Raw genomic sequence first — 23,290 nt, 5'->3', positions numbered from 1 at the left:
AAAAACTACCCCACCAACTCTTCTTTCACCTGCATCGCCAGTTCAAACGAATGCAATCTCGCCTGATGATCGAAAATCTGGCCGTTAACCATAATTTCATCCGCCTGCGTTTCGCGTAGCACCGCGTCCAGCCCGTGACGCACTTTCGCTTTATCACCCACCAGCGACATGCTCAGCGCCTGCTGAACGCCATACTGTTCGGAGGCGGACCACAGCTGATGCATATTCTCCACCGGCGGCGGAAGCTGTCCCGTCTCACCGCGACGCAGCTTCACAAATGCCTGCTGCATGGAGGTAAACAGGAATTCCGCGTCGCGATTGCTGTCGGCGGCAATGATGTTGATACAGACCATCGCGTACGGCTTCTCCAGACGCTCGGACGGTTTGAAGTTCGTGCGGTAAAGATGCAACGCCTGATGCAGCATATCCGGTGCGAAGTGCGAGGCAAACGCGAACGGCAGCCCAAGCTGCGCGGCGAGCTGTGCGCTATACAGGCTTGATCCCAACAACCAAACCGGGATCTTCTCACCGTAGCCCGGGACCGGGCGCACGTGCGGGTTAGGATCGCGCGCGTCGAACCAGTCCACCACCTCGGCCACATCGCGCGGGAAGTTATCGATATCGCCGCTCATATGGCGGCGCAGGGCGCGCATGGTCGGCTGGTCGCTGCCCGGCGCACGACCAAGGCCCAAATCAATACGCCCCGGATAGAGAGTGTTCAGGGTGCCAAACTGCTCGGCAATCACCAGCGGGGCGTGGTTTGGCAGCATTACGCCGCCGGAGCCCAGGTGCAGGGTAGTGGTATTGGCTGCCAGATAGCCAATCAGTACCGAGGTGGCGGCGCTGGCGATGCCCACCATGTTGTGGTGCTCGGCCAGCCAGTAGCGGTGATAGCCACGCTTTTCGGCCAGCTGAGCGAGATCGAGAGAGTGCGAAAAGGCTTCTCGAGCCGAGGAACCCTGAGGGATCGGCGCCAGATCCAGCACCGAAAACGGAATGGTTTTGTCAGTCATAACAGCTCACTTTGTCGACGGTGAATCTTTAATAGTGCATTAAAAAATGATAACCGTTGTTAACAAAGTGAGCCTTTTTTACGCCTGAAGTTCCAGCCCGGCGAGACGTTTCCAGTAACCGTTGCAGTCGCTGTTTGCCGTCAGCGGTAGCGGAGCGGCGCCGTTTTCATTGGCGCGGAAGGCGTCCAGCATCGCGAACACGTCGGTATCCAGCGGCGACAAACGCACCATATCCACCAGACCGTCCATCGACGCCAGCTCGTTGCCGAGGTTATAAACATAGCCGCTCATGGTCTGAATGCCGTTGAGGACAAACACCTGCTGGTTTTCCTGCGACAGCATGCTGCGTCCGTTCGGGTACTTGATGCAGCAGGTTTCGCATTCGTCTTTCGGGCGGTCTTCCGAGCGCGCGGTAAAGCAGCGGGCGGAGTAGGCCAGCGGCAGATGCCCGTAGCTCAGCACTTCCACTTCAAACTGATTGCGAATGCCCAGCTCGTCGCACTGATTCAGCAGGTTTGCCAGCCAGTCGCGGGAGAGTTCAACCGGCATGCACCAGCGCGTCATCCCCTGCTTAAGCAGCAGTCGCAGGGTCACGGCGTTATAGCAGTTCAGGGCATGGCCCGCGACAAACGGCAGCTTGCGTTCAGCGCACATGTTCACCACGCCGAGATCGCTCGCTTCCAGCAGGAATTCGCCGTTTTCGACATAGCGCTTCAGCTCGCCCAGTTCGGAAGACGCCTGCACCAGGGCAAGCGTCGAGAGCACCACCTGCTTGCCGCTTCCGGCCAGGCTTTTCGCCATATCCAGCCAGTCGCCCACTTTGGTGGCACGGCGCTTGCTGCACACCGCTTCGCCGAGGTAAATCACATCGGCGCTACTGGCGGCGGCCTGTTGGTAAAAATCTTCCAGCGTCTCTTTTGACCAGTAGTAGAGCACCGGTCCTAATGAATATTTCATGGTTATCTCACTGCCATTTACGGTGATACGCGCCAAGGGTGGTTTGCGTGCCTTCGGACATCGAACCGAGCGTCTCCATCCAGGTCGCCTGCGGAGCGTAGTTCTGCGGGTCCGCCATGCAGCGGTCGATGGCCTGACGCCATACTTTCGCCACCTGGCTCACGTAGGCCGGGCTGCGTTGGCGACCCTCGATTTTCACCGAGGCAATATTGGCCGCCAGCAGTTCCGGCAGCAGTTCCAGCGTGTTGAGGCTGGTGGGCTCCTCCAGCGCGTGGTAGCGCTCGCCGTCGACCAGGTAGCGGCCTTTGCATAGGGTTGGATAACCGGCGTTTTCACCGTCCTGATAGCGGTCAATCAGCACCTCATTCAGGCGAGACTCCAGCCCCTGAGGGGTCTGCTGCCAGCGAACAAAGCGGGCAGGGGAGCAGGCTCCGACGGTATTCGGCGATTCACCGGTTAAATAAGAGGAGAGATAGCAGCGGCCTTCGGCCATGATGCACAAGCTGCCAAAGGCAAAAACTTCCAGCGGCACTGGCGTGACGCGCGCGAGTTGCTTAACCTGATGAATAGAGAGCACGCGCGGCAGCACCACGCGGGCCACGTCGAAGTTTTGATGATAAAAACGCACGGCTTCTTCGTTGGTGGCGGATGCCTGAACAGAGACGTGGCGCTCAATATGCGGATAGCGTTCTGCTGCATACTCAAGCATGGCAAGGTCGGCCAGGATCAGTGCATCGGCGCCCAGCTGTGCCGCCATGTCCACCGCGCGCTGCCAGCGGGCGTAGCCATCAGGATGGGCAAAGGTGTTGATGGCAATGTGCAGTTTGCGGCGGTGCTGATGAACGAAGTTAACGGCTTCCTGAAGCTTTTTCTCCGTAAAGTTGAGGCCAGCAAAATGGCGGGCATTGGTATCATCCTTTAGCCCGATATAGACCGCATCGGCCCCATTTTCGATGGCCGCCTTAAGCGCCGGAAGGTTTCCGGCAGGGCAGAGCAGCTCCATAATTTATCCTGATGTTCTCGATCGCAGGGATCGCAAAATTGTTAACGAGCTGGGATTTTAATTAACCCACAGGCGACAATTTTTGATTTAAGGCAGCTAATGGCGTATTGATGACACCAATAATGAGGTAAGCCGGACGACGGTTTGTTGATTTACGCCGCTATGTTCTGGAATGGATGTGGCAAAATAGCGGGATTACAGATATCAGGGAGTAAAGCTCGTGCTGGAGAAACTGCGTTCACGTCTCGTACAATTGGGTCCATCTATGCTGAGCGTGCCGGTCAAGCTGGCACCGTTCGCGCTTAAGCGCCAGGTGCTGGAGCAGGTCCTGAGCTGGCAGTTCCGCCAGGCACTGCAGGACGGCGAGCTGGAGTTCCTGGAAGGCCGCTGGCTGAGCATTGAGGTACGCGACATCGGGCTGCGCTGGTTTACCTCCGTAGAGAACGGCCAGCTGATCGTGCGCGAATCCGCCGAGGCGGACGTGAGCTTTAGCGCTGATGCCAGCGATCTGCTGATGATTGCCGCACGTAAGCAGGATCCGGATACGCTCTTCTTCCAGCGTCGTCTGGTGATTGAAGGCGATACTGAACTTGGCCTGTACGTGAAGAATTTAATGGATGCCATTGAGCTGGAGCAGATGCCGAAAGCGCTGCGCGTGATGTTGATGCAAATGGCAGATTTTGTTGAGGCCGGGCTGAAAACCCCGCCGGACAGTAAACACACTTCAGTAGGTGAGCCATGCTGATTCGAGTCGAAATTGGGATTGATGCACCGGGTATCGATGCGTTATTGCGCCGCTCTTTTGAGAGCGATGCGGAAGCTCAACTGGTCCACGATCTCCGTGAAGACGGCCTGATCACGCTGGGTCTGGTTGCTACCGATGATGAAGGTCAGGTCGTCGGCTATGTCGCCTTCAGCCCGGTCATCGTTCAGGGCGACGATCTTCAGTGGGTAGGAATGGCACCGCTGGCGGTAGATGAAAACTATCGCGGGCAAGGTCTGGCGCGCCAGCTGGTCTATGAAGGACTGGACTCGCTGAATGAGTTTGGCTATGCCGCTGTGGTCACGCTGGGCGATCCGGCGTTCTATGGTCGATTAGGCTTCGAGCAGGCCGCACATTACGACCTGCGTTGCCGCTGGCCGGGTACGGAATCCGCTTTCCAGGTGCACCGTCTGGCGGACGACGCCCTCAACGGCGTCAATGGCCTGGTGGACTACCACGACCATTTCAATCGCTTTTAATCAGGCTCTCGCGTAGCGCCTCAAAGGAGCCGTCTCCAGTGACGAGGCGCTCCTTCTGGCGCTTCGTGAGCTGCTTGATGCGGTATTCCAGCCTGAGCGCCAGCGATCTGTCGCCCACTGCGGCTGAAAATACCAGCTGCAGTTCCCCTTTCCCCCGCAGCGCCTTTGCCCCTTTTCCCGTTTGATGTTGTAAGAAACGCCGCGCCACATCGGTGGTGATCCCGGTGTAGAGTGCGTTAATCAGCGGTTCGGACAAGATAGAGAAACCAGCACACGGTAAACAGATTCAGTATGTTAAGGTGAACGCACCATAGCATGAGAGAGAACGAAAAGGGAAACACTGGCCGCCATTAACCGCTGGCTGGCGAAGCAGCATGTTGTCACCTGGTGCGTCTGTGATGAGGGTGAGATGTGGTGCGCCAACGCGTTTTACTACTACGACCCTGAGCGCGTGGCTTTTTATGTCATGAGTGAAGACAACACACGTCATGCGCAGATGACCGGCCAGCAGGCAAAGGTGGCGGGCACGGTGAATGGCCAGCCGAAAACGGTCGCGCTGATCCGCGGCGTGCAGTTCAAAGGTGAAATTCGTCGGCTGGATGGAGAAGAGAGCGACGCGCATCGTAGGCACTACACGCGCCGCTTTCCCGTTGCCGCTGCGCTAAAAGCCCCGGTGTGGGAAATCCGCCTCGATGAGCTGAAATTTACCGACAACACCCTGGGCTTTGGCAAGAAGCTGCACTGGCTACGCGCCGAGCAGGCGTAGCGCTTCGCGATTAAACGCCGGGAGATCGTCCGGGGTTCGGCTGGTGGTCAGCTGGTCTTTGTCGTTGACCACCTCCTGATCGTAGAACTCAGCGCCTGCGTTTTTCAGATCGATAACGATCGGCTTCACGGCGGTAAGCTTACGCCCGCGCACGACTTCGGCGCTGATCAGCAGCTGTGGGCCGTGGCAGATAGCAAATACCGGCTTACCGGTGCTCACAAAGTCACGGGTGAAGGTGACGAAGCGCTCATCTCCGCGCAGGGAGTCGGGTGAATGGCCGCCGGGTAACAGCAGGGCGTCGAAATCGGACGGGCTGACGTTATCAATTGACTCGTCAATCGTCACGCTGGCCTCGCCCTTATGGCCTGTCACCGTTTTGCCCGCCTCTTTCTCAATGGTGATGACGTCGTGTCCCGCCTTGCGGAACGCCTCTGCTGGAGAGGTGAATTCTGAATCTTCAAACTCGTCGGTAATCAAGACTGCGATTTTCTTGCCCATGCTTCCTCCGTTGTTTTGGCTTCAGACTGATTTTTCTCCGCTTGTGGTAAATACTTACCTGTAACAGACTTCTAAGTGTGGTCGACCACGCTGAGTTCGCAAACGGACAATTCTGTAAAGGGGATACGATGAGTCAGGTACTGATTACGGGCGCCACCGGGCTGGTGGGGGATCATCTGCTGCGGTTGCTGATTCAGGATCGCCGCGTGAACTACATTGCAGCGCCTACGCGTCGGCCGCTGACGGACGTCTCGGGCGTATTTAACCCGCACGATCCGCAGCTGACGGACGCGCTGGCGCAGGTCAAGGATCCCATTGATATCGCCTTTTGTTGTCTGGGTACCACGCGGCGTGAGGCGGGCAGCAAAGAGGCATTTATCCATGCCGACTACACGCTGGTGGTGGACACGGCGCTCACGGCGAAAAAACTGGGGGCCAAACATTTTCTGGTGGTCAGTGCGCTGGGTGCCAATGCCGGATCGCCTTTTTTCTACAACAAGGTGAAGGGTAAGATGGAGGATGCGCTGATCGCGCAGAAATGGGAGCAGCTAACGATTGTGCGCCCCTCGATGCTAAGCGGCCACAGGGACGAACGCCGATTTAACGAGTCGATCCTGGCCCCGCTGTTTAAGATCCTTCCCGGCAACTGGAAATCTATCGAGGCGCGGGACGTCGCCCTTGCGATGCTAAAAGAAGGGCTGGCACCGTTGAAAGCGGGGGTCAACATTATCCCTTCGGCAAAACTGCGTGAAATCGCCCAGGACGAGGCGTAAACTCCCCCGGCTAATAACCTAATACTCTCCGGGGAATGCTATGACTGGTCAGTCTTCATCTCAGGCGGCAACACCTGTTCAATGGTGGAAGCCCGCACTTTTCTTTCTCGTGGTCATTGTTGGCCTCTGGTATGTGAAATGGCAGCCGTACTACGGCAAAGCCTTCACCGCCGCCGAAACGCACAGCATCGGTAAATCTATTCTCGCTCAGGCTGATTCCAGCCCGCTTCAGGCGGCGTGGGATTACGCCATGGTCTACTTCCTTGCCGTCTGGAAAGCCGCTGTACTGGGCGTGATTCTGGGCTCGCTGATACAGGTGCTCATCCCGCGCAACTGGCTGGTGAAAACACTCGGCCAGCCGCGTTTTCAGGGCACGCTGCTGGGGACGATTTTCTCCCTGCCGGGCATGATGTGCTCCTGCTGCGCCGCACCGGTTGCGGCGGGTATGCGTCGTCAGCGCGTGTCGATGGGCGGCGCGCTGGCGTTCTGGATGGGTAACCCGCTGCTCAACCCGGCAACGCTGGTCTTTATGGGCTTTGTGCTTGGGTGGCATTTTGCTGCGATCCGCCTGGTTGCCGGGCTGGCGACGGTGCTGGTGGTGGCGACGCTGGTGCAAAAACTGGTGAAGGACAACGCGCCTGAGACCGCTGCCGTTGAGCTGGACATCAGCGAGCCGCAGGGTGGTTTTTTTGCTCGCTGGGGTATCGCGCTGTGGCAGCTTTTCTGGAGCACCATCCCGGTTTATATCCTGGCGGTGCTGGTATTGGGGGCGGCGCGCGTCTGGCTCTTCCCACATGCAGATGGCGCTATCGACAACACGCTGATGTGGGTCATTGCGATGGCCGTTGCAGGCTGCCTCTTCGTGATCCCAACGGCGGCGGAAATTCCGATTGTTCAGACCATGATGCTGGCTGGCATGGGGACCGCCCCGGCGCTGGCGCTGCTGATTACGTTGCCGGCGATCAGCCTGCCGTCGCTTATCATGCTGCGTAAGTCATTCCCCGCGAAAGCGCTGTGGTTGACGGCGGGGCTGGTGGCGTTGAGTGGGGTGATTGTGGGCAGTATTGCGTTGATGTAAAAAAAAGCCCGGTGGCGCTGGCGCTTACCGGGCTTACCGGGCTTACCGTCAGGTGTGAATTACTTGATATAAGTAAACGCGGTGGTGGCGTGCTTCACGCCGCTCACCCGGCTGGCGATATCCGCCGCCGCTTTCCCTTCACGCTCAGTCACCAGACCCAGCAGGAACACTTCGCCGTTCTCGGTGGTCACTTTCACGTTTGACGATTTCACCTGGTCCGATCCCAGCAGCTGAGAGCGCACTTTCGTGGTGATCCAGGTATCGGAAGACGCATCGCCCAAACCAATTGGCTGGCCCTGGCGCACTTCATTGAACACCTCTGTTGTACCTTCTACACCCATCGCGATCTGTTTAGCGCGGGAGGCTAATTCGGTATTAGGCGCCTGGCCTGCCAGCAGCACTTTGCCCTGATAAGCCGTTACGTTAATACGCGCTTCTTTCTTGATTTGTTCGTCTTTCGACAGCGCACTGTTGACGCGCAGCTCCAGCGTACCGTCATCAACCTGCGTCCCGACAGAACGCGGATCGGTCGCTGCTTTGGTGCCGACAGCTGCGGTACCGACAACAGCAGCGGCAATACATCCCTGAAGTAGAAGTGCAGACATAAGGACTGCAAGGGTCGATAAAGCCTTCATTAGAACTCCTTAATCATCCTGGTGAGGGAAAAGCGTGTTATCGATCAGATCGCATAAGCAGTTCACCGTGAGCATGTGCATCTCCTGAATACGCGCGCTACGGTGAGACGGAATGCGAATTTCCACATCCTGCGGCCCCAGTAAACCTGCCAGCTCGCCGCCGTCATAGCCGGTCAGCGCAACGATGGTCATATCGCGGGTGACCGCCGCTTCAACGGCTTTAACGATATCCCGGCTGTTACCGCGCGTGGAGATGGCCAGCAGCACGTCCCCGGCATGGCCTAAGGCGCGCACCTGCTTCGCGTAAATCTCGTCATGCAGACGATCGTTAGCAATCGCTGTTAAGACCACATTATCGGTATTAAGTGCAATGGCAGGTAAACTCGGGCGTTCTGTTTCAAAACGATTGATCATGCTGGCAGCAAAATGCTGTGCGTTGGCGGCTGAAGTGCCATTGCCACAACAGAGGATTTTGTTGCCGTTCAGAAGAGATTGTACCAGCGTCATTGCTGCGCGGGAGATCGCGTCCGGGAGGGCTTCCGCCGCGGCAATCTGTGTTTGAATGCTTTCTGTGAAGCACACTTTAATTCTTTCGAGCACGTTATCCCTTTAAATCTCAATTATGCGTCTTCGCCAAAAGCGTTTTTAAGCCATTCGATCTCATTTCCGGTGAAGGCTATCACATCGAACCGGCAGTCCACAGTATCAAAGCTCCCATTATGGCGGGCAAGCCACAAGTGGGCAGTCTGTAATAATTTATGTTGTTTGGCGAGCGTCACGCTGGCGGCAGCACCGCCAAAACGGGAGGACTGTCGAAAACGCACTTCTACAAACACGGTGACCCGATCGTCTTTCATGATCAGGTCGATTTCGCCGCCGCGCCCGCGGACGTTGGCGGCGATAAAACGCAGTCCTTTGCCTTCAAGCCAGCGACGCGCTTTTAACTCCCACGCATCGCCGGTCGCTTTGCGGCTTAACTGGCTGGGACGATCTGACCCTGCTGGTATTTGAGCCATGATAACTTCCTGTTAATCACACAGTCCTGAGTGGCGGTCAGATCGCCGGTGTTGCCGTTGAGCTCGAAGCCCGGCACCTGACGCATCTGGGTGAAGTGGTTTGCCAGCGCCCACGCATCCACGCCCATGGCGTACAGACGTGCCAGCGAGTAGTCGTTACGTACCGAGCTCAGCGCCTGCTGCATCAGCGGCGGGTTGCTGCCCGCGAGCATTGGGATTTCGCTGTACTGCAGGCCGTCCATTTCCAGACGGAAATCCGGGCCTGCGGTGCCCTGCGCGCTGCGCGAACTGGCGTAGAGGGTTGCGCCGCTCTGGCTGCCGTTGCGCATCGCAATCATCGGCTTGATGAAAGCAATCTCTTCCGGCGTCGCGACAATGTAGGCCGCATCCACTTTGCCGCCACCGCTGATTTGTGCGTCGGTAGGAGGGGCCGGAATGGTCAGGCCGCCGATGGTCACGCTCTGCTGCTGCGGCAGACTGGCGCTGACCGGGCTGCCGTTAAGGGCGATACCTGCGCCGCCGTTGACGCCAGCGCGCAGTTCTGAGGCGGAACCAAATTTCTGTTGCAGCACCACGCCACCGCCGATCTTCTGCCACTCATCGGCAAAGGCATTGGCGACGCGATCGCCCAACGCGCTGCGCGGGATCAGCAGCAGCGGCGCCTGTTTACCCTGTTCGTGAATATGTCGCGCCGCGTCGCGGGCTTCATCTTCTGGGGAGAGAGCAAAGTAGCAGATGTTGGCACGGTTCTGCACGTTCTCTGGCTGGTTAAGCGCCAGCACGTTCAGCGTGGTGTTGCTCTTTATCAGCGTTTCCACGTCGTTTTTCAGCAGGGGACCGACAACGATGCTCGCGCCATCTTTTTGCACCTGCGCCAGCACTTGATCGAGCGGTTGAGCGGTGGTGTCGTAGATTTTCAGCTCAGCACTCGGGTTGGCGCTGGTGGTTGCCAAGGCCTGAGGCTGCGTGGCAGGTTGCTGTTCTGCTGGCGCGGCTTGCGGTTGTGGCTGTTCAGCCGTCACGGGAGCCTGAGTTTCCGCAGGAGTCTGTACTGCTTCAGGTGCAGGCGTTGCGGCTGGTGGCGTCGTCGGCGCGGTGACCGGGTTCTGCATTGTCCCCTGCGCTGGCGCTTGTGCTGCAGTCAGGTCGCTGGTTTCAGCGGCAGAAGGGCTGACAACGTCGTTCACGTTGGCTGCCTGTGCGGACTGAGCCGGTACGGCACTACCGCTTACGGCAGTTGTCCCGTTTTTTGCCGCTTCAAAGCCTTGCTGAATGGTGCGACCAAAGACCGCCGCCTGGCCGTTCAACGGCAGAAGCAGCGCGATTTGGCTGGTCGAGGCTGGCTTAAAGTTCTGCACATTCACCAGCTGCGTCGGCAGCATTTTCGCGCCCGGGTTTTGCGGGTAGCGGGTTTGCCAGTCGGTAATACCTGCTTTCAGCATCGTTGGGTCGCTGCGGTTGTTAAACCACATTTGCTGCAGATCCAGCCAGCCCTGCAAAACATTTTCGTCGGCGTTAATAACCAGCGTTTGCGCCTGTTCCTGGGTCATGGAGGCGAGTGCCTGCCATGTTGCATCGATATTTTTCTGTTTATCCGCACCGGCGAGCAGCGGCTCCTGGGCGATAAACGCGCGCAATAGCGTCAGGGAAGGTCGACCCTGTTCGGCGGTAATGCCCGCCTGCCAGAAGCGCGCCTGCTGGTTTTTGTCCAGCGCACCGACGTCGATGTCTCCAAGGATTTTCTTCGCAGCCGCATAATCTTTCTGCGCCACCTTCGGTTCAGCAGAGAGCAGACCCTGCTCGCGGCGCTGATCGTCGTTAAGATCCTGCGGTAGCTGATTGAACAGTTCGGCGGCCTGCTGGGTTTTACCCTCTTTCAGCAGTGCACGAATGGCGAGTAATTGCCAGTTGGTCTTGGTATCATTTGAGCTCTGCGACATTTGTTGCAGATAAAAGCCAGAATCAGCCTGAGCGGATCCCTGCATATGGGCAGCGGTCTGATCGGGTGCCTGGGTGCCACAGCCTGCAAAGATCAGGGCTGCGAGCAGAAGCGGCACGCTGCGCGTGGCTTTTTTTCGAAGAAACGTTAACGGTACCATACTGTATCCAGTGATTTTTTTTACGCAATGCTCAATATTAAATCGGCAATACGGACGAAACAATGAAACAACACGAAACGGCAGATAATTCTCAAGGCCAGCTTTATATTGTACCTACTCCTATCGGGAATTTGTCTGATATTACCCAACGTGCGCTCACCGTGTTGCAAGCTGTTGATTTAATTGCCGCTGAAGATACCCGCCACACCGGCTTACTGCTGCAACATTTCGCGATTAATGCCCGTTTGTTTGCCCTGCACGATCACAATGAGCAACAAAAAGCCGAAACGCTGGTGGCGAAACTTAAGGAAGGGCAGAACATTGCGCTGGTCTCCGACGCCGGTACGCCGCTGATCAACGATCCTGGCTATCACCTGGTGCGTACCTGTCGCGAAGCCGGTATTCGCGTTGTGCCGCTGCCGGGGCCGTGCGCGGCGATTGCTGCGTTAAGCGCCGCAGGTCTGCCGTCTGACCGCTTCTGCTATGAAGGCTTCCTGCCAGCTAAATCCAAAGGCCGTCGCGACGTATTGAAGGATCTGGAAGCCGAGCCGCGCACCCTGATTTTTTACGAATCCACACACCGCCTGCTGGAAAGCCTGGAAGATATGGTGACTGTCTGGGGTGAATCCCGCTACGTGGTGCTGGCGCGCGAGCTGACCAAAACCTGGGAAACGATCCACGGCGCGCCAGTGGGCGAACTGCTGGCGTGGGTGAAGGAAGACGAAAACCGCCGCAAGGGTGAAATGGTGCTGATCGTCGAAGGGCATAAAGCGCAGGAAGACGCACTGCCTGCCGACGCGCTGCGCACGCTGGCGCTGCTGCAGGCGGAACTGCCGCTGAAGAAGGCCGCTGCGCTGGCGGCGGAAATTCACGGCGTGAAGAAAAATGCGCTGTATAAGTATGCGCTGGAGCAGCAGGGGGGGTAGTCCAGATGAGCCGCTGCCAGCCTCCTTTTTCCATCACACCCTCAATTCTCAATCAGGTTGTTGAGATCGGTGAGCTATTAGGGCACTGGGCTGCACATTCAGGAAGAACCTCTCCGCTACTGCGCAAAGAGAATCCGTACAATCCAGGCTTCTCTGGCAATTGAGCATAACTCTCTGACGACCGGGCAAGTGACGGCAATCATGGAGGGTAAGCGCGTGCTCGCACCTGAAAAAGATATCCAGGAAGTGCGTAACGCGATTCTTGCTTATGAAAAATTGCCCGAATGGAAGCCCTGGAAGCTTAAAGACTTACTCATTGCACACCGTTTATTAATGACGGGTCTGGTCGATAATCCCGGCAAGCTCAGGCATGGGGATGTAGGGATATACCGTGGGAACCAGTTAGTCCACATGGCTCCGCCAGCCTCGCAGATGAACCGCCTTATCGACTCTTCTTGCCTGGCTTAAGCAAACCGACCTTCACCCGCTGATTGCCAGCTCGGTATTTCATTACGAGTTTGAATTCATCCATCCTTTTTCAGATGGAAATGGCCGCATGGGGCGGCTGTGGCAAACGTTGATCTTAAGCCAATGGCGGGCAGAACTTGCATGGCTGCCCGTAGAGACGCTCATTCACTTCAAGCAAACGCGCTATTACCAGATTTTAGGACAATGCGATCGGGCCAGTGATTGCACGGCATTCGTGGAGTTTATGCTGCAAAATATGGCCGATGCTTTGCGGGAAGGCATAGGCATGCCGTCCGTAATGTCGGAAAAGATGTCGGAAGAAATGTCGGAAAAGGAAAAGGCTATCCTTGAGCTTCTTACCGTTCAACCGCAAATGACTGCGGTAATGCTGGCATCCGTATTGGGCGTGACTTCCCGCACCGCGGAACGTTATCTCCGTTCTTTGCAAACAAAAGGTAACTTAAAACGCCTGGGGGCAAGGAAAGGGGGAAGCTGGCAGGTTATGGCTTAACCTGCCAGCTGAACACTTTTATTTTCCTGGTAATGCCTCAAACACCAGCGTTTCCAGCGGTTTCAGGGTAATCACCACCGCGTTTTTATACTCCTCCGGCACGCTATCGTTACTGCCGTACACCGCTTTCAAATTGAAGTGCGTCGTGCCGTCTGTCGGGATCTCAAAGTCTCTTGCCAGATCCAGATAGTAGCTTTGTGGCTTATCCGACGGGTTACGCAAGCCGATGATCGCTTTGTCCTTGCTCCATGATGCCCAGCCGTAAACCTGCAGTGCCGTCGGGTCACCGCCAATCCAGTGGGTATCCACCAGCACGCTGGCGTTATCCCGGGACCACTTCGCGGCCTGCGCCAGGACATCCCACTTCGCCTTGTTGAGCATTGAAGGGGTGATATACAGCTCCTGCAACTGGGTGCCGGTGGCGAAGTAGCTCCAGACCTGGTCGGCAAAATCGCTGTCCGTTTGCACCTTCTCCAGACCGTAATACGCGTTCTCCGCGCTGACGATCCCGTGATACATCAGGGAGTTCAGCGGGAACAGCGGCCCTTTACGCACAATGGAGCGGTAGGTTTCGGCATCGCGATAGGTCATCCACTGCTGCACCGGCGTGCCGGGGCCGTACAGGTTTATGTCATCCCCCTGACGCCAGATGGAATCGGCGTAGAACAGCCAGGATGGGCTGGCGTTGGTACCGGTCGTCAGGTTAATAAACAGATTCGGATTGGCGCTGCGCATGTTATGCAGCAGAGCAATAGAGGCGTCAAAATCCGAGGCGAACGGGCTGCCCTTAATATGCGAGTTGGCATTGCCCATCCCGTCGAGCTTGAACGAGGTAATATGCTCGTTTTTGATAAGCTTAACGATCTGCTCATTAAAGTTTTTAAAATAGTTCGGGCCTGACAGCGCCAGCTTCCCGTCTACCGTTTCGAAACCGTACTCTTTTGCATGCGAGACGCGCGTATCGCGCGGTTTGTTATATCCGCCCCACGGTGAGAGCCACAGGCCGACGGAGCTGTGCAGGCTGTCAGCTTTCTCCCGTACCTTGCCAAAACCCTTGCTGAAAGCCGGGCCAAACAGCCAGCGCCCGGTGAGGCTCATCCCAGCCATCGTCAAGCAGGAACGCATCCAGCGCCACGCCGCGTCCGGTGATAAATTCTTTATTCCATTCATCCATCCGCCCCAGCACGTCCTGCTCGGAGTACGGGGTAAAGAAGCCGATATCCATCCAGCTGTTGTAGTGTAAATAAGGCCTATACGGACGCGGACGGACGGCATCGATAAACTGGTTTACGCTACGGCGCAGCTGGCTGGTCTCCGGGAAGGTACCAAAGTACGTGGTGTAGCTGACCGGGGTTGCGGGCTGAATAGGGGTTTTCAGCTCCACGTTGAGGTTGGTCGTCGCTTCATAGGCGTAAGTGTTAACGATGGGCTTATCCGGCAGAATAAAAAACGAGTCTGCGACGATCGGCGAGCTGTTAATTGCCCCGTCTACGTAAGGTGCCTGAGCTTGCTTTTTGGTCGGGAAGAAGGTGATTTTCGCCACGTCCCGGGGCTGACCAACGGCGGCTATGGTGTAGTCGATGCTGGCGTATTTGCCCTTCACCAGGTTCAGCTTCACCGTCACGTTAAATTCCGGATGGGTGAAATCAACGACAATCCCGCTGTCCTGCTTTTCGACATGCTTGATTTTAAAATCTGCGGTGTGGATTTTAGTCTCGTTCGGCAGCGTCAGAAAGAACAGCTCCTGCGGCGTGAGCGGATGGTTAGCTTTGCTGTCCTTAACCACAACCGTTGAGTTTGCATCATCAAATGACAGGGCAATATTGTCGTTATTGAGCGTGTAGTTCGCGGCCACCGCGCTATGGGAAACGCACAGGGCCAGCACTGAGAGTGCGAGAATTTTTTTCATCAGCGTAAGCTCCATTTTAATCAGGCTTCTGCCGGAAGCAGCAATCGGTTTGCCGAGCTGCAAACGGTGATTTTGCTTCTGACCACCTCTTTCATGGCGTCCATACCGACCCGCATATAGAAGCGCGGATCGTTACCCTGCGGGTTTTCGGCAAACCAGGCTTTCACCGCGTCAGAGAAGGCGATTTTCAGCTCGGTAGCCACGTTGACTTTGCACACGCCCAGCGCGATGGTGCGGCGAACATCTTCATCTGGCACATCGCTCGCGCCGTGCAGCACCAGCGGCACGGTGACCACTTCGCGGATCTCGGCCAGCCGCTGGAAGTCGATTTTCGGGCGTTTGGTATACAGGCCGTGTGCGGTACCGATGGCGACGGCGAGGCTATCGACGCCGGTCAGCTCGACAAAGCGTTTCGCTTCCTGCGGGTCGGTGAGAAACGCGCTTTCGGCGTCGACGCTCATGTCATCTTCCACGCCACCAAGACGCCCCAGCTCGGCCTCAACGCTACAGTCGTTAAGGTGGCAAAAATCGACCACCGACTTCACCAGCTTCACGTTTTGTTCAAACGGATAGTGGCTACCGTCGATCATCGCGCTACGCACGCCAGCGTTGACCTTGCGACGAATATCGTCGAGAGATTCGTGGTGATCGAGATGCAGCGCCAGCGGCATGTCGTAGGTTAGCGAGTACGCGCTGCACAGGGCGTAGATCTCTTCCAGCGCAATGTGCTTAAACGTGCCCGGCGTGCCCGCGAGGATCACCGGCGATCGCATCTCGCTGCACACTTCGAGGATCGCCTGGATCGTCTCCGCGTTGTGGATGTTGAACGCCGGCACCGCGTAGCCTTTTGCCTGCGCGTCCTGCAGAAGATATTTCGTTGAGATAATGCTCATAGTGCGATCCTCTTAAGCCTGCCACGGATGAATAACTACGCCCTGGACCACGCGGTTGACCGTGCCGCTGGCAGATGGCGTATCGGGCGTATTGCCCACGCTGAGGGACTGGGACAGCGCAAAGACCTGGGCGTACATCAGGAAGCAGAATGCCTGTTCCATATCGATAAACGGGCGGGAAGGCGGCAGCAGGATGTGCGGACCCGCTTCAATAACCGGATCGTTTTCAGCGGGGATGGCGACGACGCGCAGGGCCTGCCGATCGCGGCGCAGCTCGGCCAGCAGATCCAGATCGTACTGACGGGTATACGGATGGCTTGAGACATACACCACCGCCAGCGTTTCGCTATCCACCAGAGACTTAGGCCCGTGACGGAAGCCCGTCGGGGAGTCGTAAAACGCCGCCAGCTTGCCCGCCGTCAGCTCCAGCGCCTTCAGCGCCGATTCGCGCGCCGCGCCCTGCAGGCCGCCGCTGCCCAGATAGACAACGCGTTTCCACGGCTCGTTGCCAAAGACGCCGTGGCTGAAATCACCGAGCGTAGTGAGGATCGCCTGACAGCGATCGGCGACGTCGCGGAAGGTATGGCTATTGATCGTTTCCGGAGCGAACACGGCCAGGCAACTGGCCATCATGGTGGTAATGCTGCTGGTCATGGCAAACCCGCGATCGTGCGTTTCGGCAGGCATCAGCAGGGCATAGGCGTTATCGCTGTCGACTGCGGTTTGATACAGGCTTCCCGCCTCATTGCAGGTGATCGACAGGTGGTAGCACTCCGGCACGAACTGATTTGCCAGCTCGACGGCAGCGACGCTTTCCGGGCTGTTGCCGGAGCGGGCGAAGGAGATCAGCAGCAGCGGATGCGCAGGGCTGAAGTAGTCCATTGGATTCGTGACCAGATCGGTCGTTGGAACGGCTGTAAAGTTTTTCCCGGTGTGGCTGGAAAGCCATGGTGCAATGATGTCGCCGATAAACGCCGACGTGCCCGCGCCGGTCAGGACGATCCGCAGATCGCGCTTGCGCAGCAGCGGCGTCAGGAAACTGTCGATCGAGGATCGCAGGCTATCGATATTATTCAGTGAGCGGCTCCAGCTTGCAGGCTGCTGGCGGATCTCTTCCTCGGTCCAGGTGCCGGTTGTGGCGGCGGTAGTGGTTTGTTGCATAACTCATTCCTTAGTCGTGTGAATTCCACATCAGACGCTGGCAATCGTGTCGCTATCTTTCGTTTCGTTTCACTTGTTCACTTTAGCAGTTAAATAAAATTTATAGAAAAGAAATTGAAAGTTCAATGGAAAGAAAGAAATAAAACGTAAAGTGTGATCGCCAAAGGAAAGGTAATAAGGAAGGAAAGGAAAAGAAAGGCCTTACGATCTCGTTCCGTAAGGCCAGCGGGAGATACAATGAAAGGGCTAAAGGGGAAGAGCCTGGCCCTGAATCCAGATGTTATGGAGGTGCAAACCCCCGTCCAGCGCGATGAGATTCGCGCGTTTACCCGGCGCTAACGAGCCGAGCTGGTTATCCATACCCAGCAGGCGGGCGGGGTGCAGCGAGGCCATATGAATCGCGTCTTCGGCGGTAATGCCCGTATGTTCCACCATATTGCGTACGGCGGCATCCAACGCGAGCGTGCTCCCGGCCAGCCCACCTGAGCCGGTTCGAACTACGCCGTTTTGCAGAGTGACCTCTTCACCGCACAAGGCGTAACGTCCGTCGGGCATACCCGCAGCCTGCATGGCATCGGTAATGAGCACCACGCGATCCTTCGCGCAGCAGCAGCATAAACGCATCGCGCCCGGATGGACGTGGTGTCCGTCGGCAATCAGCTCCAGCCACACCCGTTTGTCCGTAAGACCTGCGCCGACCATGCCGGGCTCCCTGTGGTGCAGCCCCGTCATGCCGTTGTAGCAGTGAACCAGCCCGTCGGCACCCGCATCAAATGCTGCAAGCGTTTGATCGTAAGTGGCGGCGCTATGGCCCAGCATTACGCGTATGCCGCGCTGCTTAAGGTGGCGGATCGCCCATAATGCGCCGGTTTTTTCCGGCGCGAGCGCCACTACCCGTAGCGTGCTCTGTGAAACGGCATCCAGCCTGTCCAGCTCGGCGATATCCAGCTCCCGGAACAGCTCCGGCGGATGCGCCCCTTTGTTCTGCGGCGTAAAGTAAGGTCCTTCCAGATAACTGCCCAGGATCTGCGCGCCGGGGCCGCCGGACTGAGTACGACGGGCGATACGCATCAGCGCGGCGTGTAAAATCTCCAGCGGCGCGGTCACGGTGGTGGGCAGAAATGCGCCCACCCCTTCGCGGGCTTTATGCATTGCCAGGGTGTCCAGCACGTCGGGCGCATCGTCCATCACGTCCATGCCCGCGCCGCCGTGCACGTGAGTATCGATGTACGCCGGACAAAGCAGCTCAGCATCGCGCGCCGTAACGCCTGCCTGGATAGGTTCAATCGCCGCAATCGTTCCATTTTCAATGCGTAGCTGGTGGTCGTCCAGCCAGCCCTGCTCCGTGAGCAAACGATGCGCGCGCAGCAGCTGGCTCATATTCCTTCCTCAGCCGGCGCTTCCTCGCGACAGCGTCCCAGCTCGTCCACCAGGCTGGTCAGCCCGCGATGCCCGCACTCCAGCGCCTGCCGCCGAAACGCTTCGCTGCTTAGCCCGTCGCGCTCCAGCACCATCTCCAGCAGCAGTTGCAGGTTGGTGCCGGTTATCACTTCGCGGCCCGGCCTTTGCATGGCGAGCGTTGACGCCACGCGGAACGGTGTGCCGCCCAGCAGGTCGGTAAGAAAGACAACATCATGTTGCGTATCCAGCTCGCTCGCCGCCTGCTCAAGCTGAGCGGTCAGCCGCGCGGTGGTGGAGCTTTCCGGAAAATCGACGGCGATGAACTGCGGCTGCTCGCCGAGGATCTGCTTCATTGCCTGCTCAAGCCCGCTGGCAAAGCCGCCGTGACCCGTCAAAATAATGCCGAACATCGCTACCTCTTTGCTTTTACAGGAAGTGACAGAACTTACCGACTACGCCCAGCAGCACGGTGATACCAATCAGACGCAGCGGGCTCCAGCCGCGGCGTACCAGCCAGAACATGGTCAGGGTATAGACCAGCGGCAGGAACGCGGGCATCAGCTTGTCGATCACGTCGGCCTGCAGTTTAACGACCGCATCACCCGCTTTGATTTCAAGCGTGGTATTGAGGCGGACGTAGGTTGCCACCAGTGCGCCGATCACCGTCATCCCGACGATAGACGCCGCGTGGCCGACCTTTTTGGTGTTGGCCTTAATCAGCGGAATAGCCGCGACGCCCATCCGGTACGCGTAGTGCGCCAGGCCAAAACGCAGGCCAAGATGCACCACGTTAAACAGCACGATAAAGACCACCGCGCCCAGAATTGATCCCTGCAGCGCCAGGCTAGCGCCAATACCGCCGCAGATGGGCAGCAGGGTTAGCCAGAACATGGCGTCGCCGATACCGCCGAGCGGGGCGCCGACGGCAATTTTGGTGCTCTGGATGCTGTTCACATCCTGCTTGGAGCGCTCCATCGCCAGAATAATGCCGATAACAAAGGTCACCAGGAACGGGTGGGTGTTGAAGAAGCCCATATGGCCTTTCATGGCGCGCGCCAGATCCCGCTTGTTGGTGTGGATCTTTTTCAACGCGGGCAGTAAGCCATACAGCCAGCCGGAGGCCTGCATACGTTCATAGTTAAACGAGGCCTGCAGCAGCATGGAGCGCCAGGCCACGCGGTTAATATCCTGCTTCGTCAGCTCGGCACCGATGCTTTGGTCCTCGTAGACGTTTTCATTCACGCCGGTCAGCAGCGTCTCTTCGCTTTCAGACACGCCCGGCAACGTTGTTTGATTAGATGCCATCTTCGAATTCCTCTTTCTGAGCGGCAGGCGCCGTCGGTTCAGGTGATTTGCGCATCAGGTCGATCAGCGCCATTGCCAGCGCGGCCGCCGCTATCGCCAGCACCGGTAGCTTGAGCCAGGCTGCAGCCACAAAGCCGATAATGAAGTAAGGGATATAGACGTTTTTCATCATTATCTTCAGCAGTACGGCGAAGCCGATAGCTGGCATGATGCCGCCCGCCACGCCGAGGCCGTCAATCAAGCGAGCTGGCAGAACGTCAATGGCGGTTTTCGCATGTTCTGCACCGAAGTAGATCGGCAGGAACGCACACAGAAAATAGAAGATGCCGAGCGCCAGCAGCGCCAGATAGTTGACCCGTTCAATGCCGCTGGTGTCGGCATTTGCCGCCATGCGATCGCAGCGGGACATCACGCCGGACATCACCGAAAACAGGAAGGTGATCCCCATCTGAACCGCAACGGCAAACGGTACGGCGACGCCAACCGCGACTTCTGGCTTCACGCCAGTGCTTATGGCAAAGGCGGTACCCACGATGGTGCCGATAATGACGTTAGGCGGCTGCGCGCCCGCCAGCGGTGCCAGGCCCATCCAGACCAGCTCTAACGTCCCGCCGGTCAAAATACCGGTATGCAAATCGCCCAGAATCAGGCCGACCAGCGGCCCGAGTACCACCGGGCGGTGCATGTGCGTTAAGCCGTTAAACATATCCAGACCGGCGATAAAGGCGAGCACGCCCAGCGCCAGCGCCTGCAACAGACTGATTTCCATTGTGAACCCCTCAGAGCAGTTTAAAGAGATCCAAAGCAGCTTCTGTTGGTACGCCCTGAACGAAGCATTCCACTCCGGCAGATTTCAGGCCGTTGAACGCGGCGATATCGTTCGCGTCGACAGAGACCGTTTTGGCAATTTGTTGTTTGCCATTGGCGTAGTGCATGTTTCCCACGTTGATACGGGTGATGGGCACGCCGCCCTTGACCAGAGTCAGAAAATCGGCGGGTGATTTGCAGACCAGCAGGATTTTCTGGCGGTCAGCGGCGCGGTGAATGTTGTCGATCACTTTTTGCAGCGACCAGAAGCGCACGGCGATCCCCTCCGCGAGCACCATTTCCATCAGGTTTTGCTGTACCGGATCTTCAGCCACCTCGTCATTTGCAACCAGCACCAGGTTTGCCCCCGCAAACCCCACCCACTGCACGCCCACCTGACCGTGGATCAGACGTTCATCGATGCGGCATAAAACAATGTTTGGCATAGCGTTTTCCTCTTTTTAATTATGCGTTTTGGGTCGTTACGCCTTCGCAGGCGGCGTGGTACTGCTGAAGTATGTCCTGAATGTGGTCGATAATGAGTTCCCGTGGTGTCGACTTGAGGGCGCCCTCTCGAACTTTGCCGTACTGCAGCGGCAGATACTGGCTAATCAGCGGCAGCGGGATAGGTTCATCCGCCAGGTTGCGAACCAGTCGCTCAAAAGCATCGTCAATCTGGCTATCCGGCCAGTAATAGCGCACCCGGTCGGAGTAGCTGTAGCCGCGCGCCAGGCGTCGCGCGTTGCCGTCACCGTGGTAGTGGCTTTGCCAGTATTCCGGGCGATCGAGCATGACGTTTTCCAGCACGTGGCGCAGGCCAGAGCTGGCTTTTGCCGGCAGCAGCTCCTCTTCAATGGCGGCCAGCGAGAACAGCGCCTCGCGCAGGGCGAAGGTCAGGGCAGGGCCAACTTTCAGAATGGCGAAGTGATCTTTCACCAGCTGGCGAAGCGCCTGCGGCGTCTGGTAATCGGTGGAGTGTGCTTCGAACAGCAGCGTGTCGTAGGCTTCAACCATTTTGCTCAGCGCCACGGCTTTATGAGGCTGATAATCACAGACGTGCGCATGGTCAAATTCAACGCCAGGTTGAACCACCAGGCCAATAATGCGCGGCCAGATGTCGTTTAACCCCTCTTTTTCGAACGCGTGGCGGTGAGCCTCAAGCGTGGCGCGGGCCGCGTCTGGCGTAGTAACCTCAAGCTCGGTGAGCGTCTCGTGTGCGCCGCCGGGAACCGGAACCTCCGTGCCGATAACGTAGACCAGATCGGTGACGCCGAACTGTTCGCGGCAGGTCGCTTCGGCAATCTTCGCCAGACGAGCCGCGCGTTCAGCAACGATGGCATCGGTTAACGGCACCGGATCGTCTTCGCAAGACATGCTGCAGTCGAGGTGGATCTTTTTGAATCCGGCGGCAACATAGCTTTTGATGAGGTCGTCAGCATTGGCCCATCGCCTGCTGTGCAGGCAGGTTTTGCCAGCGGTTCGGCCCTAAATGATCCCCCCCGAGGATCAGTTGTGACGTCGGAAAATCGAGCGACTCGGCCAGACAGCAGACAAACCCGTAAAAATCTTCGGGCGTCATGCCCGTATAGCCGCCAAACTGATCCACCTGGTTGGAGGTGGCTTCAATTAATAGCGGCGTTTGATGCGACTGTGCGTAACGAATTGCGGCTTCAAGTACCAGGGGATGTGCGGAACAGACGGCGTAAATCCCGTTTGCATTCCCCCGTTTATGTTGTTCCACCATGTGTGTCAGATGTTTCACTTTCCTCTCCATTTCGGATGGTGCTGGCATTCATCTTTCGTTTTATTTCATTTGATACTGCATTATGGTGTTGTAAAAATAAAACGAAAGATAATAGTTTTCCGATCTGTTTCACAAAAGAAACATAATGAAAGGTTTCAGCGGCCGATCGGCTTGCGTCTAGACGCCAGACAGGGCTTGCATTCCCGTAAAAGAAAGGCCTTAATAGGTGAAACGAAATGAAACGAAAGTTTTTTTATTAAGGAGCTCTTATGAGCAGCACCGATTCAGCCGCGGAAAAGCGCATCACCGGCACCAGTGAAAGGCGAGAGCATATTATTCAGCGGTTGCGGGCGCAGGGAAGCGTGCAGGTTAACGATCTTTCTCATCTGTATGGCGTGTCGACGGTGACGATCCGCAACGATCTGGCCTTCCTTGAGAAGCAGGGCATTGCCGTACGTGCCTACGGCGGCGCCCTGATATGTGAAGGCAATGCCACGGGCGCTGAGCCTTCCGTGGAGGATAAAAGTTCGCTGAATACGGCGGTGAAGTGCAGTATTGCGCAGGCCGCCGCTGAGCTGGTAAAGCCAGGCCATCGAATTATTCTGGATTCCGGCACCACGACGTTTGAAATCGCCCGCATGCTGCGCCAGCATACGGACGTGATTGCGATGACCAACGGCATGAACGTCGCGAATGCGTTGCTGGAAGCGGAAGGGGTAGAGCTGCTGATGACCGGCGGGCATTTGCGCCGTCAATCGCAATCGTTCTACGGAGACCAGGCGGAGCAGTCGCTACAGAATTACCATTTTGACCTTTTATTCCTGGGCGTGGACGCCATCGATCTTGATCGCGGTGTAAGTACGCACAATGAAGACGAAGCCCGCCTGAACCGCAAAATGTGCGAGGTGGCAGAGCGTATTATCGTGGTGACGGACTCCAGCAAGTTTAACCGTTCGAGCCTGCATAAAATCATCGATACACAGCGTATCGATATGATTATTGTTGACGAAGGGATTCCGGCTGAGAGCCTGGACGGGTTGCGGAAGAGCGGGATTGACGTGGTGCTTGTTTAAAGGCTCAGTGCG

22 protein-coding genes and 4 pseudogenes are annotated in these 23,290 nt (G+C 57.2%); 8 read left to right on the top strand and 18 right to left on the bottom strand.

The annotated features are described in order from the left end of the window. Positions 1–5: 5 nt before the first annotated feature. The 3 genes from ENTMO_RS0121365 to ubiU form a co-directional block, all read right to left on the bottom strand. Positions 6–1,013, bottom strand: a complete 1,008-nt coding sequence (locus ENTMO_RS0121365; protein ID WP_010435970.1) for a luciferase-like monooxygenase — start codon at positions 1,011–1,013, stop codon at positions 6–8. A 78-nt stretch (positions 1,014–1,091) separates the two neighbouring features. After that, the gene (locus ENTMO_RS0121360) at positions 1,092–1,970 is read right to left on the bottom strand and encodes a U32 family peptidase (RefSeq protein ID WP_010435968.1); all 879 of its coding nucleotides are present in this window, start codon (positions 1,968–1,970) and stop codon (positions 1,092–1,094) included. Positions 1,971–1,977: 7 nt separating this feature from the next. Further along, positions 1,978–2,973 carry a ubiquinone anaerobic biosynthesis protein UbiU gene (gene ubiU, locus ENTMO_RS0121355; protein ID WP_010435966.1) on the bottom strand — a complete coding sequence of 332 codons (996 nt, stop codon included), beginning with the start codon at positions 2,971–2,973 and terminating at the stop codon, positions 1,978–1,980. A gap of 220 nt (positions 2,974–3,193) precedes the next feature. On the opposite strand from ubiU, the gene ubiT reads away from it, so the two are divergent. Together ubiT and ENTMO_RS0121345 are read left to right on the top strand one after the other, a co-directional pair. Beyond that, complete coding sequence (gene ubiT, locus ENTMO_RS0121350) at positions 3,194–3,718, top strand: ubiquinone anaerobic biosynthesis accessory factor UbiT (protein ID WP_010435965.1); 525 nt, start codon at positions 3,194–3,196, stop codon at positions 3,716–3,718. Next, positions 3,712–4,215 carry a GNAT family N-acetyltransferase gene (locus ENTMO_RS0121345; RefSeq protein ID WP_010435964.1) on the top strand — a complete coding sequence of 168 codons (504 nt, stop codon included), beginning with the start codon at positions 3,712–3,714 and terminating at the stop codon, positions 4,213–4,215. The genes ubiT and ENTMO_RS0121345 overlap by 7 nt, the downstream gene beginning before the upstream one ends. Here ENTMO_RS0121345 and ENTMO_RS24425 read toward each other — a convergent pair. Next, positions 4,202–4,532: pseudogene (locus ENTMO_RS24425) on the bottom strand (GIY-YIG nuclease family protein). The gene ENTMO_RS0121345 and the pseudogene ENTMO_RS24425 overlap by 14 nt on opposite strands. Positions 4,533–4,555: 23 nt before the next feature. Here ENTMO_RS24425 and ENTMO_RS0121335 point away from each other — a divergent pair. Then, a complete protein-coding gene (locus tag ENTMO_RS0121335) occupies positions 4,556–4,981 on the top strand; it encodes a YhbP family protein (RefSeq protein WP_029485208.1) in 426 nt (141 codons plus the stop codon). Here ENTMO_RS0121335 and ENTMO_RS0121330 read toward each other — a convergent pair. Continuing rightward, positions 4,961–5,479, bottom strand: coding sequence for a type 1 glutamine amidotransferase domain-containing protein (locus ENTMO_RS0121330; protein WP_010435961.1), 519 nt, complete (start codon positions 5,477–5,479; stop codon positions 4,961–4,963). The two genes, ENTMO_RS0121335 and ENTMO_RS0121330, sit on opposite strands and share 21 nt — an antisense overlap. A 128-nt stretch (positions 5,480–5,607) precedes the next feature. Between ENTMO_RS0121330 and ENTMO_RS0121325 the strand changes: the two genes are divergently transcribed. Further along, a complete protein-coding gene (locus tag ENTMO_RS0121325; RefSeq protein WP_010435959.1) occupies positions 5,608–6,252 on the top strand; it encodes an NAD(P)H-binding protein in 645 nt (214 codons plus the stop codon). A 40-nt stretch (positions 6,253–6,292) separates the two neighbouring features. Further along, positions 6,293–7,330 carry a permease gene (locus ENTMO_RS0121320; RefSeq protein ID WP_010435957.1) on the top strand — a complete coding sequence of 346 codons (1,038 nt, stop codon included), beginning with the start codon at positions 6,293–6,295 and terminating at the stop codon, positions 7,328–7,330. Positions 7,331–7,389: 59 nt separating this feature from the next. On the opposite strand, the gene dolP is transcribed toward ENTMO_RS0121320, so the two are convergent. Genes dolP through ENTMO_RS0121300 form a run of 4 tightly spaced genes read right to left on the bottom strand, consistent with a single transcriptional unit; the run spans position 7,390 to position 11,080 of the window. Further along, complete coding sequence (gene dolP / locus ENTMO_RS0121315; protein ID WP_010435954.1) at positions 7,390–7,965, bottom strand: division/outer membrane stress-associated lipid-binding lipoprotein; 576 nt, start codon at positions 7,963–7,965, stop codon at positions 7,390–7,392. Between the two features lie 9 nt (positions 7,966–7,974). Next, on the bottom strand, positions 7,975–8,565 hold the full coding sequence (gene diaA, locus ENTMO_RS0121310; RefSeq protein ID WP_003861754.1) for a DnaA initiator-associating protein DiaA: 591 nt from the start codon (positions 8,563–8,565) through the stop codon (positions 7,975–7,977). Between the two features lie 20 nt (positions 8,566–8,585). Then, positions 8,586–8,981, bottom strand: coding sequence for a YraN family protein (locus ENTMO_RS0121305; protein ID WP_010435952.1), 396 nt, complete (start codon positions 8,979–8,981; stop codon positions 8,586–8,588). Next, positions 8,939–11,080, bottom strand: a complete 2,142-nt coding sequence (locus ENTMO_RS0121300; protein WP_010435951.1) for a penicillin-binding protein activator — start codon at positions 11,078–11,080, stop codon at positions 8,939–8,941. Before ENTMO_RS0121300 ends, ENTMO_RS0121305 begins: the two co-directional genes overlap by 43 nt. A 62-nt stretch (positions 11,081–11,142) precedes the next feature. Here ENTMO_RS0121300 and rsmI point away from each other — a divergent pair, with 62 nt between their 5' ends. Next, positions 11,143–12,006 (top strand): 16S rRNA (cytidine(1402)-2'-O)-methyltransferase, encoded by an 864-nt coding sequence (gene rsmI, locus ENTMO_RS0121295; RefSeq protein ID WP_010435950.1) that lies wholly within the window; start codon positions 11,143–11,145, stop codon positions 12,004–12,006. A 5-nt stretch (positions 12,007–12,011) separates the two neighbouring features. Further along, positions 12,012–12,985 (top strand): annotated as a pseudogene (locus tag ENTMO_RS24420) (Fic family protein). A gap of 18 nt (positions 12,986–13,003) precedes the next feature. On the opposite strand, the pseudogene ENTMO_RS24415 reads toward ENTMO_RS24420, so the two are convergent. From ENTMO_RS24415 to kbaZ, 9 genes and pseudogenes are all read right to left on the bottom strand, one after another. Beyond that, positions 13,004–14,894: pseudogene (locus ENTMO_RS24415) on the bottom strand (alpha-galactosidase). A gap of 20 nt (positions 14,895–14,914) precedes the next feature. Beyond that, positions 14,915–15,787 carry a tagatose-bisphosphate aldolase subunit KbaY gene (gene kbaY / locus ENTMO_RS0121280; RefSeq protein ID WP_010435948.1) on the bottom strand — a complete coding sequence of 291 codons (873 nt, stop codon included), beginning with the start codon at positions 15,785–15,787 and terminating at the stop codon, positions 14,915–14,917. Between the two features lie 12 nt (positions 15,788–15,799). After that, entirely contained in the window at positions 15,800–16,948 is a 1,149-nt protein-coding gene (locus tag ENTMO_RS0121275; RefSeq protein ID WP_010435947.1) for an SIS domain-containing protein, read from the bottom strand. Positions 16,949–17,194: 246 nt separating this feature from the next. Then, positions 17,195–18,328 carry an N-acetylglucosamine-6-phosphate deacetylase gene (nagA, locus tag ENTMO_RS0121270; RefSeq protein ID WP_010435946.1) on the bottom strand — a complete coding sequence of 378 codons (1,134 nt, stop codon included), beginning with the start codon at positions 18,326–18,328 and terminating at the stop codon, positions 17,195–17,197. Then, entirely contained in the window at positions 18,325–18,759 is a 435-nt protein-coding gene (gene agaF, locus ENTMO_RS0121265; RefSeq protein ID WP_010435944.1) for a PTS galactosamine/N-acetylgalactosamine transporter subunit IIA, read from the bottom strand. Before agaF ends, nagA begins: the two co-directional genes overlap by 4 nt. Positions 18,760–18,775: 16 nt before the next feature. Then, positions 18,776–19,654 (bottom strand): PTS N-acetylgalactosamine transporter subunit IID, encoded by an 879-nt coding sequence (gene agaE / locus ENTMO_RS0121260; protein ID WP_010435942.1) that lies wholly within the window; start codon positions 19,652–19,654, stop codon positions 18,776–18,778. Continuing rightward, positions 19,644–20,423, bottom strand: coding sequence for a PTS N-acetylgalactosamine transporter subunit IIC (agaW, locus tag ENTMO_RS0121255; protein ID WP_010435940.1), 780 nt, complete (start codon positions 20,421–20,423; stop codon positions 19,644–19,646). Before agaW ends, agaE begins: the two co-directional genes overlap by 11 nt. A 10-nt stretch (positions 20,424–20,433) precedes the next feature. Beyond that, positions 20,434–20,907 carry a PTS N-acetylgalactosamine transporter subunit IIB gene (gene agaV / locus ENTMO_RS0121250; protein ID WP_010435938.1) on the bottom strand — a complete coding sequence of 158 codons (474 nt, stop codon included), beginning with the start codon at positions 20,905–20,907 and terminating at the stop codon, positions 20,434–20,436. A 19-nt stretch (positions 20,908–20,926) separates the two neighbouring features. After that, positions 20,927–22,235 (bottom strand): annotated as a pseudogene (gene kbaZ, locus ENTMO_RS24410) (tagatose-bisphosphate aldolase subunit KbaZ). Positions 22,236–22,474: 239 nt separating this feature from the next. Between kbaZ and ENTMO_RS0121240 the strand changes: the two are divergent. Next, positions 22,475–23,278 (top strand): DeoR family transcriptional regulator, encoded by an 804-nt coding sequence (locus ENTMO_RS0121240; protein ID WP_010435934.1) that lies wholly within the window; start codon positions 22,475–22,477, stop codon positions 23,276–23,278. Positions 23,279–23,290 lie beyond the last annotated feature (12 nt).

Source organism: Enterobacter mori LMG 25706 (assembly GCF_000211415.1).
Lineage (GTDB): Bacteria > Pseudomonadota > Gammaproteobacteria > Enterobacterales > Enterobacteriaceae > Enterobacter > Enterobacter mori.
This window is presented reverse-complemented; position numbering and strand designations above follow the sequence as displayed.

Coding starts and splice junctions, on each gene's coding strand:
- ENTMO_RS0121275 (WP_010435947.1), bottom strand. CDS start 16,948: ATGCAACAAACCACTACCGCCGCCACAACCGGCACCTGGACCGAGGAA.
- ENTMO_RS0121320 (WP_010435957.1), top strand. CDS start 6,293: ATGACTGGTCAGTCTTCATCTCAGGCGGCAACACCTGTTCAATGGTGG.
- nagA (WP_010435946.1), bottom strand. CDS start 18,328: ATGAGCCAGCTGCTGCGCGCGCATCGTTTGCTCACGGAGCAGGGCTGG.
- ENTMO_RS0121305 (WP_010435952.1), bottom strand. CDS start 8,981: ATGGCTCAAATACCAGCAGGGTCAGATCGTCCCAGCCAGTTAAGCCGC.
- ENTMO_RS0121325 (WP_010435959.1), top strand. CDS start 5,608: ATGAGTCAGGTACTGATTACGGGCGCCACCGGGCTGGTGGGGGATCAT.
- ENTMO_RS0121345 (WP_010435964.1), top strand. CDS start 3,712: ATGCTGATTCGAGTCGAAATTGGGATTGATGCACCGGGTATCGATGCG.
- ENTMO_RS0121300 (WP_010435951.1), bottom strand. CDS start 11,080: ATGGTACCGTTAACGTTTCTTCGAAAAAAAGCCACGCGCAGCGTGCCG.
- ENTMO_RS0121330 (WP_010435961.1), bottom strand. CDS start 5,479: ATGGGCAAGAAAATCGCAGTCTTGATTACCGACGAGTTTGAAGATTCA.
- rsmI (WP_010435950.1), top strand. CDS start 11,143: ATGAAACAACACGAAACGGCAGATAATTCTCAAGGCCAGCTTTATATT.
- agaF (WP_010435944.1), bottom strand. CDS start 18,759: ATGTTCGGCATTATTTTGACGGGTCACGGCGGCTTTGCCAGCGGGCTT.
- dolP (WP_010435954.1), bottom strand. CDS start 7,965: ATGAAGGCTTTATCGACCCTTGCAGTCCTTATGTCTGCACTTCTACTT.
- agaE (WP_010435942.1), bottom strand. CDS start 19,654: ATGGCATCTAATCAAACAACGTTGCCGGGCGTGTCTGAAAGCGAAGAG.
- agaV (WP_010435938.1), bottom strand. CDS start 20,907: ATGCCAAACATTGTTTTATGCCGCATCGATGAACGTCTGATCCACGGT.
- ENTMO_RS0121365 (WP_010435970.1), bottom strand. CDS start 1,013: ATGACTGACAAAACCATTCCGTTTTCGGTGCTGGATCTGGCGCCGATC.
- ENTMO_RS0121240 (WP_010435934.1), top strand. CDS start 22,475: ATGAGCAGCACCGATTCAGCCGCGGAAAAGCGCATCACCGGCACCAGT.
- kbaY (WP_010435948.1), bottom strand. CDS start 15,787: ATGAGCATTATCTCAACGAAATATCTTCTGCAGGACGCGCAGGCAAAA.
- ENTMO_RS0121360 (WP_010435968.1), bottom strand. CDS start 1,970: ATGAAATATTCATTAGGACCGGTGCTCTACTACTGGTCAAAAGAGACG.
- ubiU (WP_010435966.1), bottom strand. CDS start 2,973: ATGGAGCTGCTCTGCCCTGCCGGAAACCTTCCGGCGCTTAAGGCGGCC.
- agaW (WP_010435940.1), bottom strand. CDS start 20,423: ATGGAAATCAGTCTGTTGCAGGCGCTGGCGCTGGGCGTGCTCGCCTTT.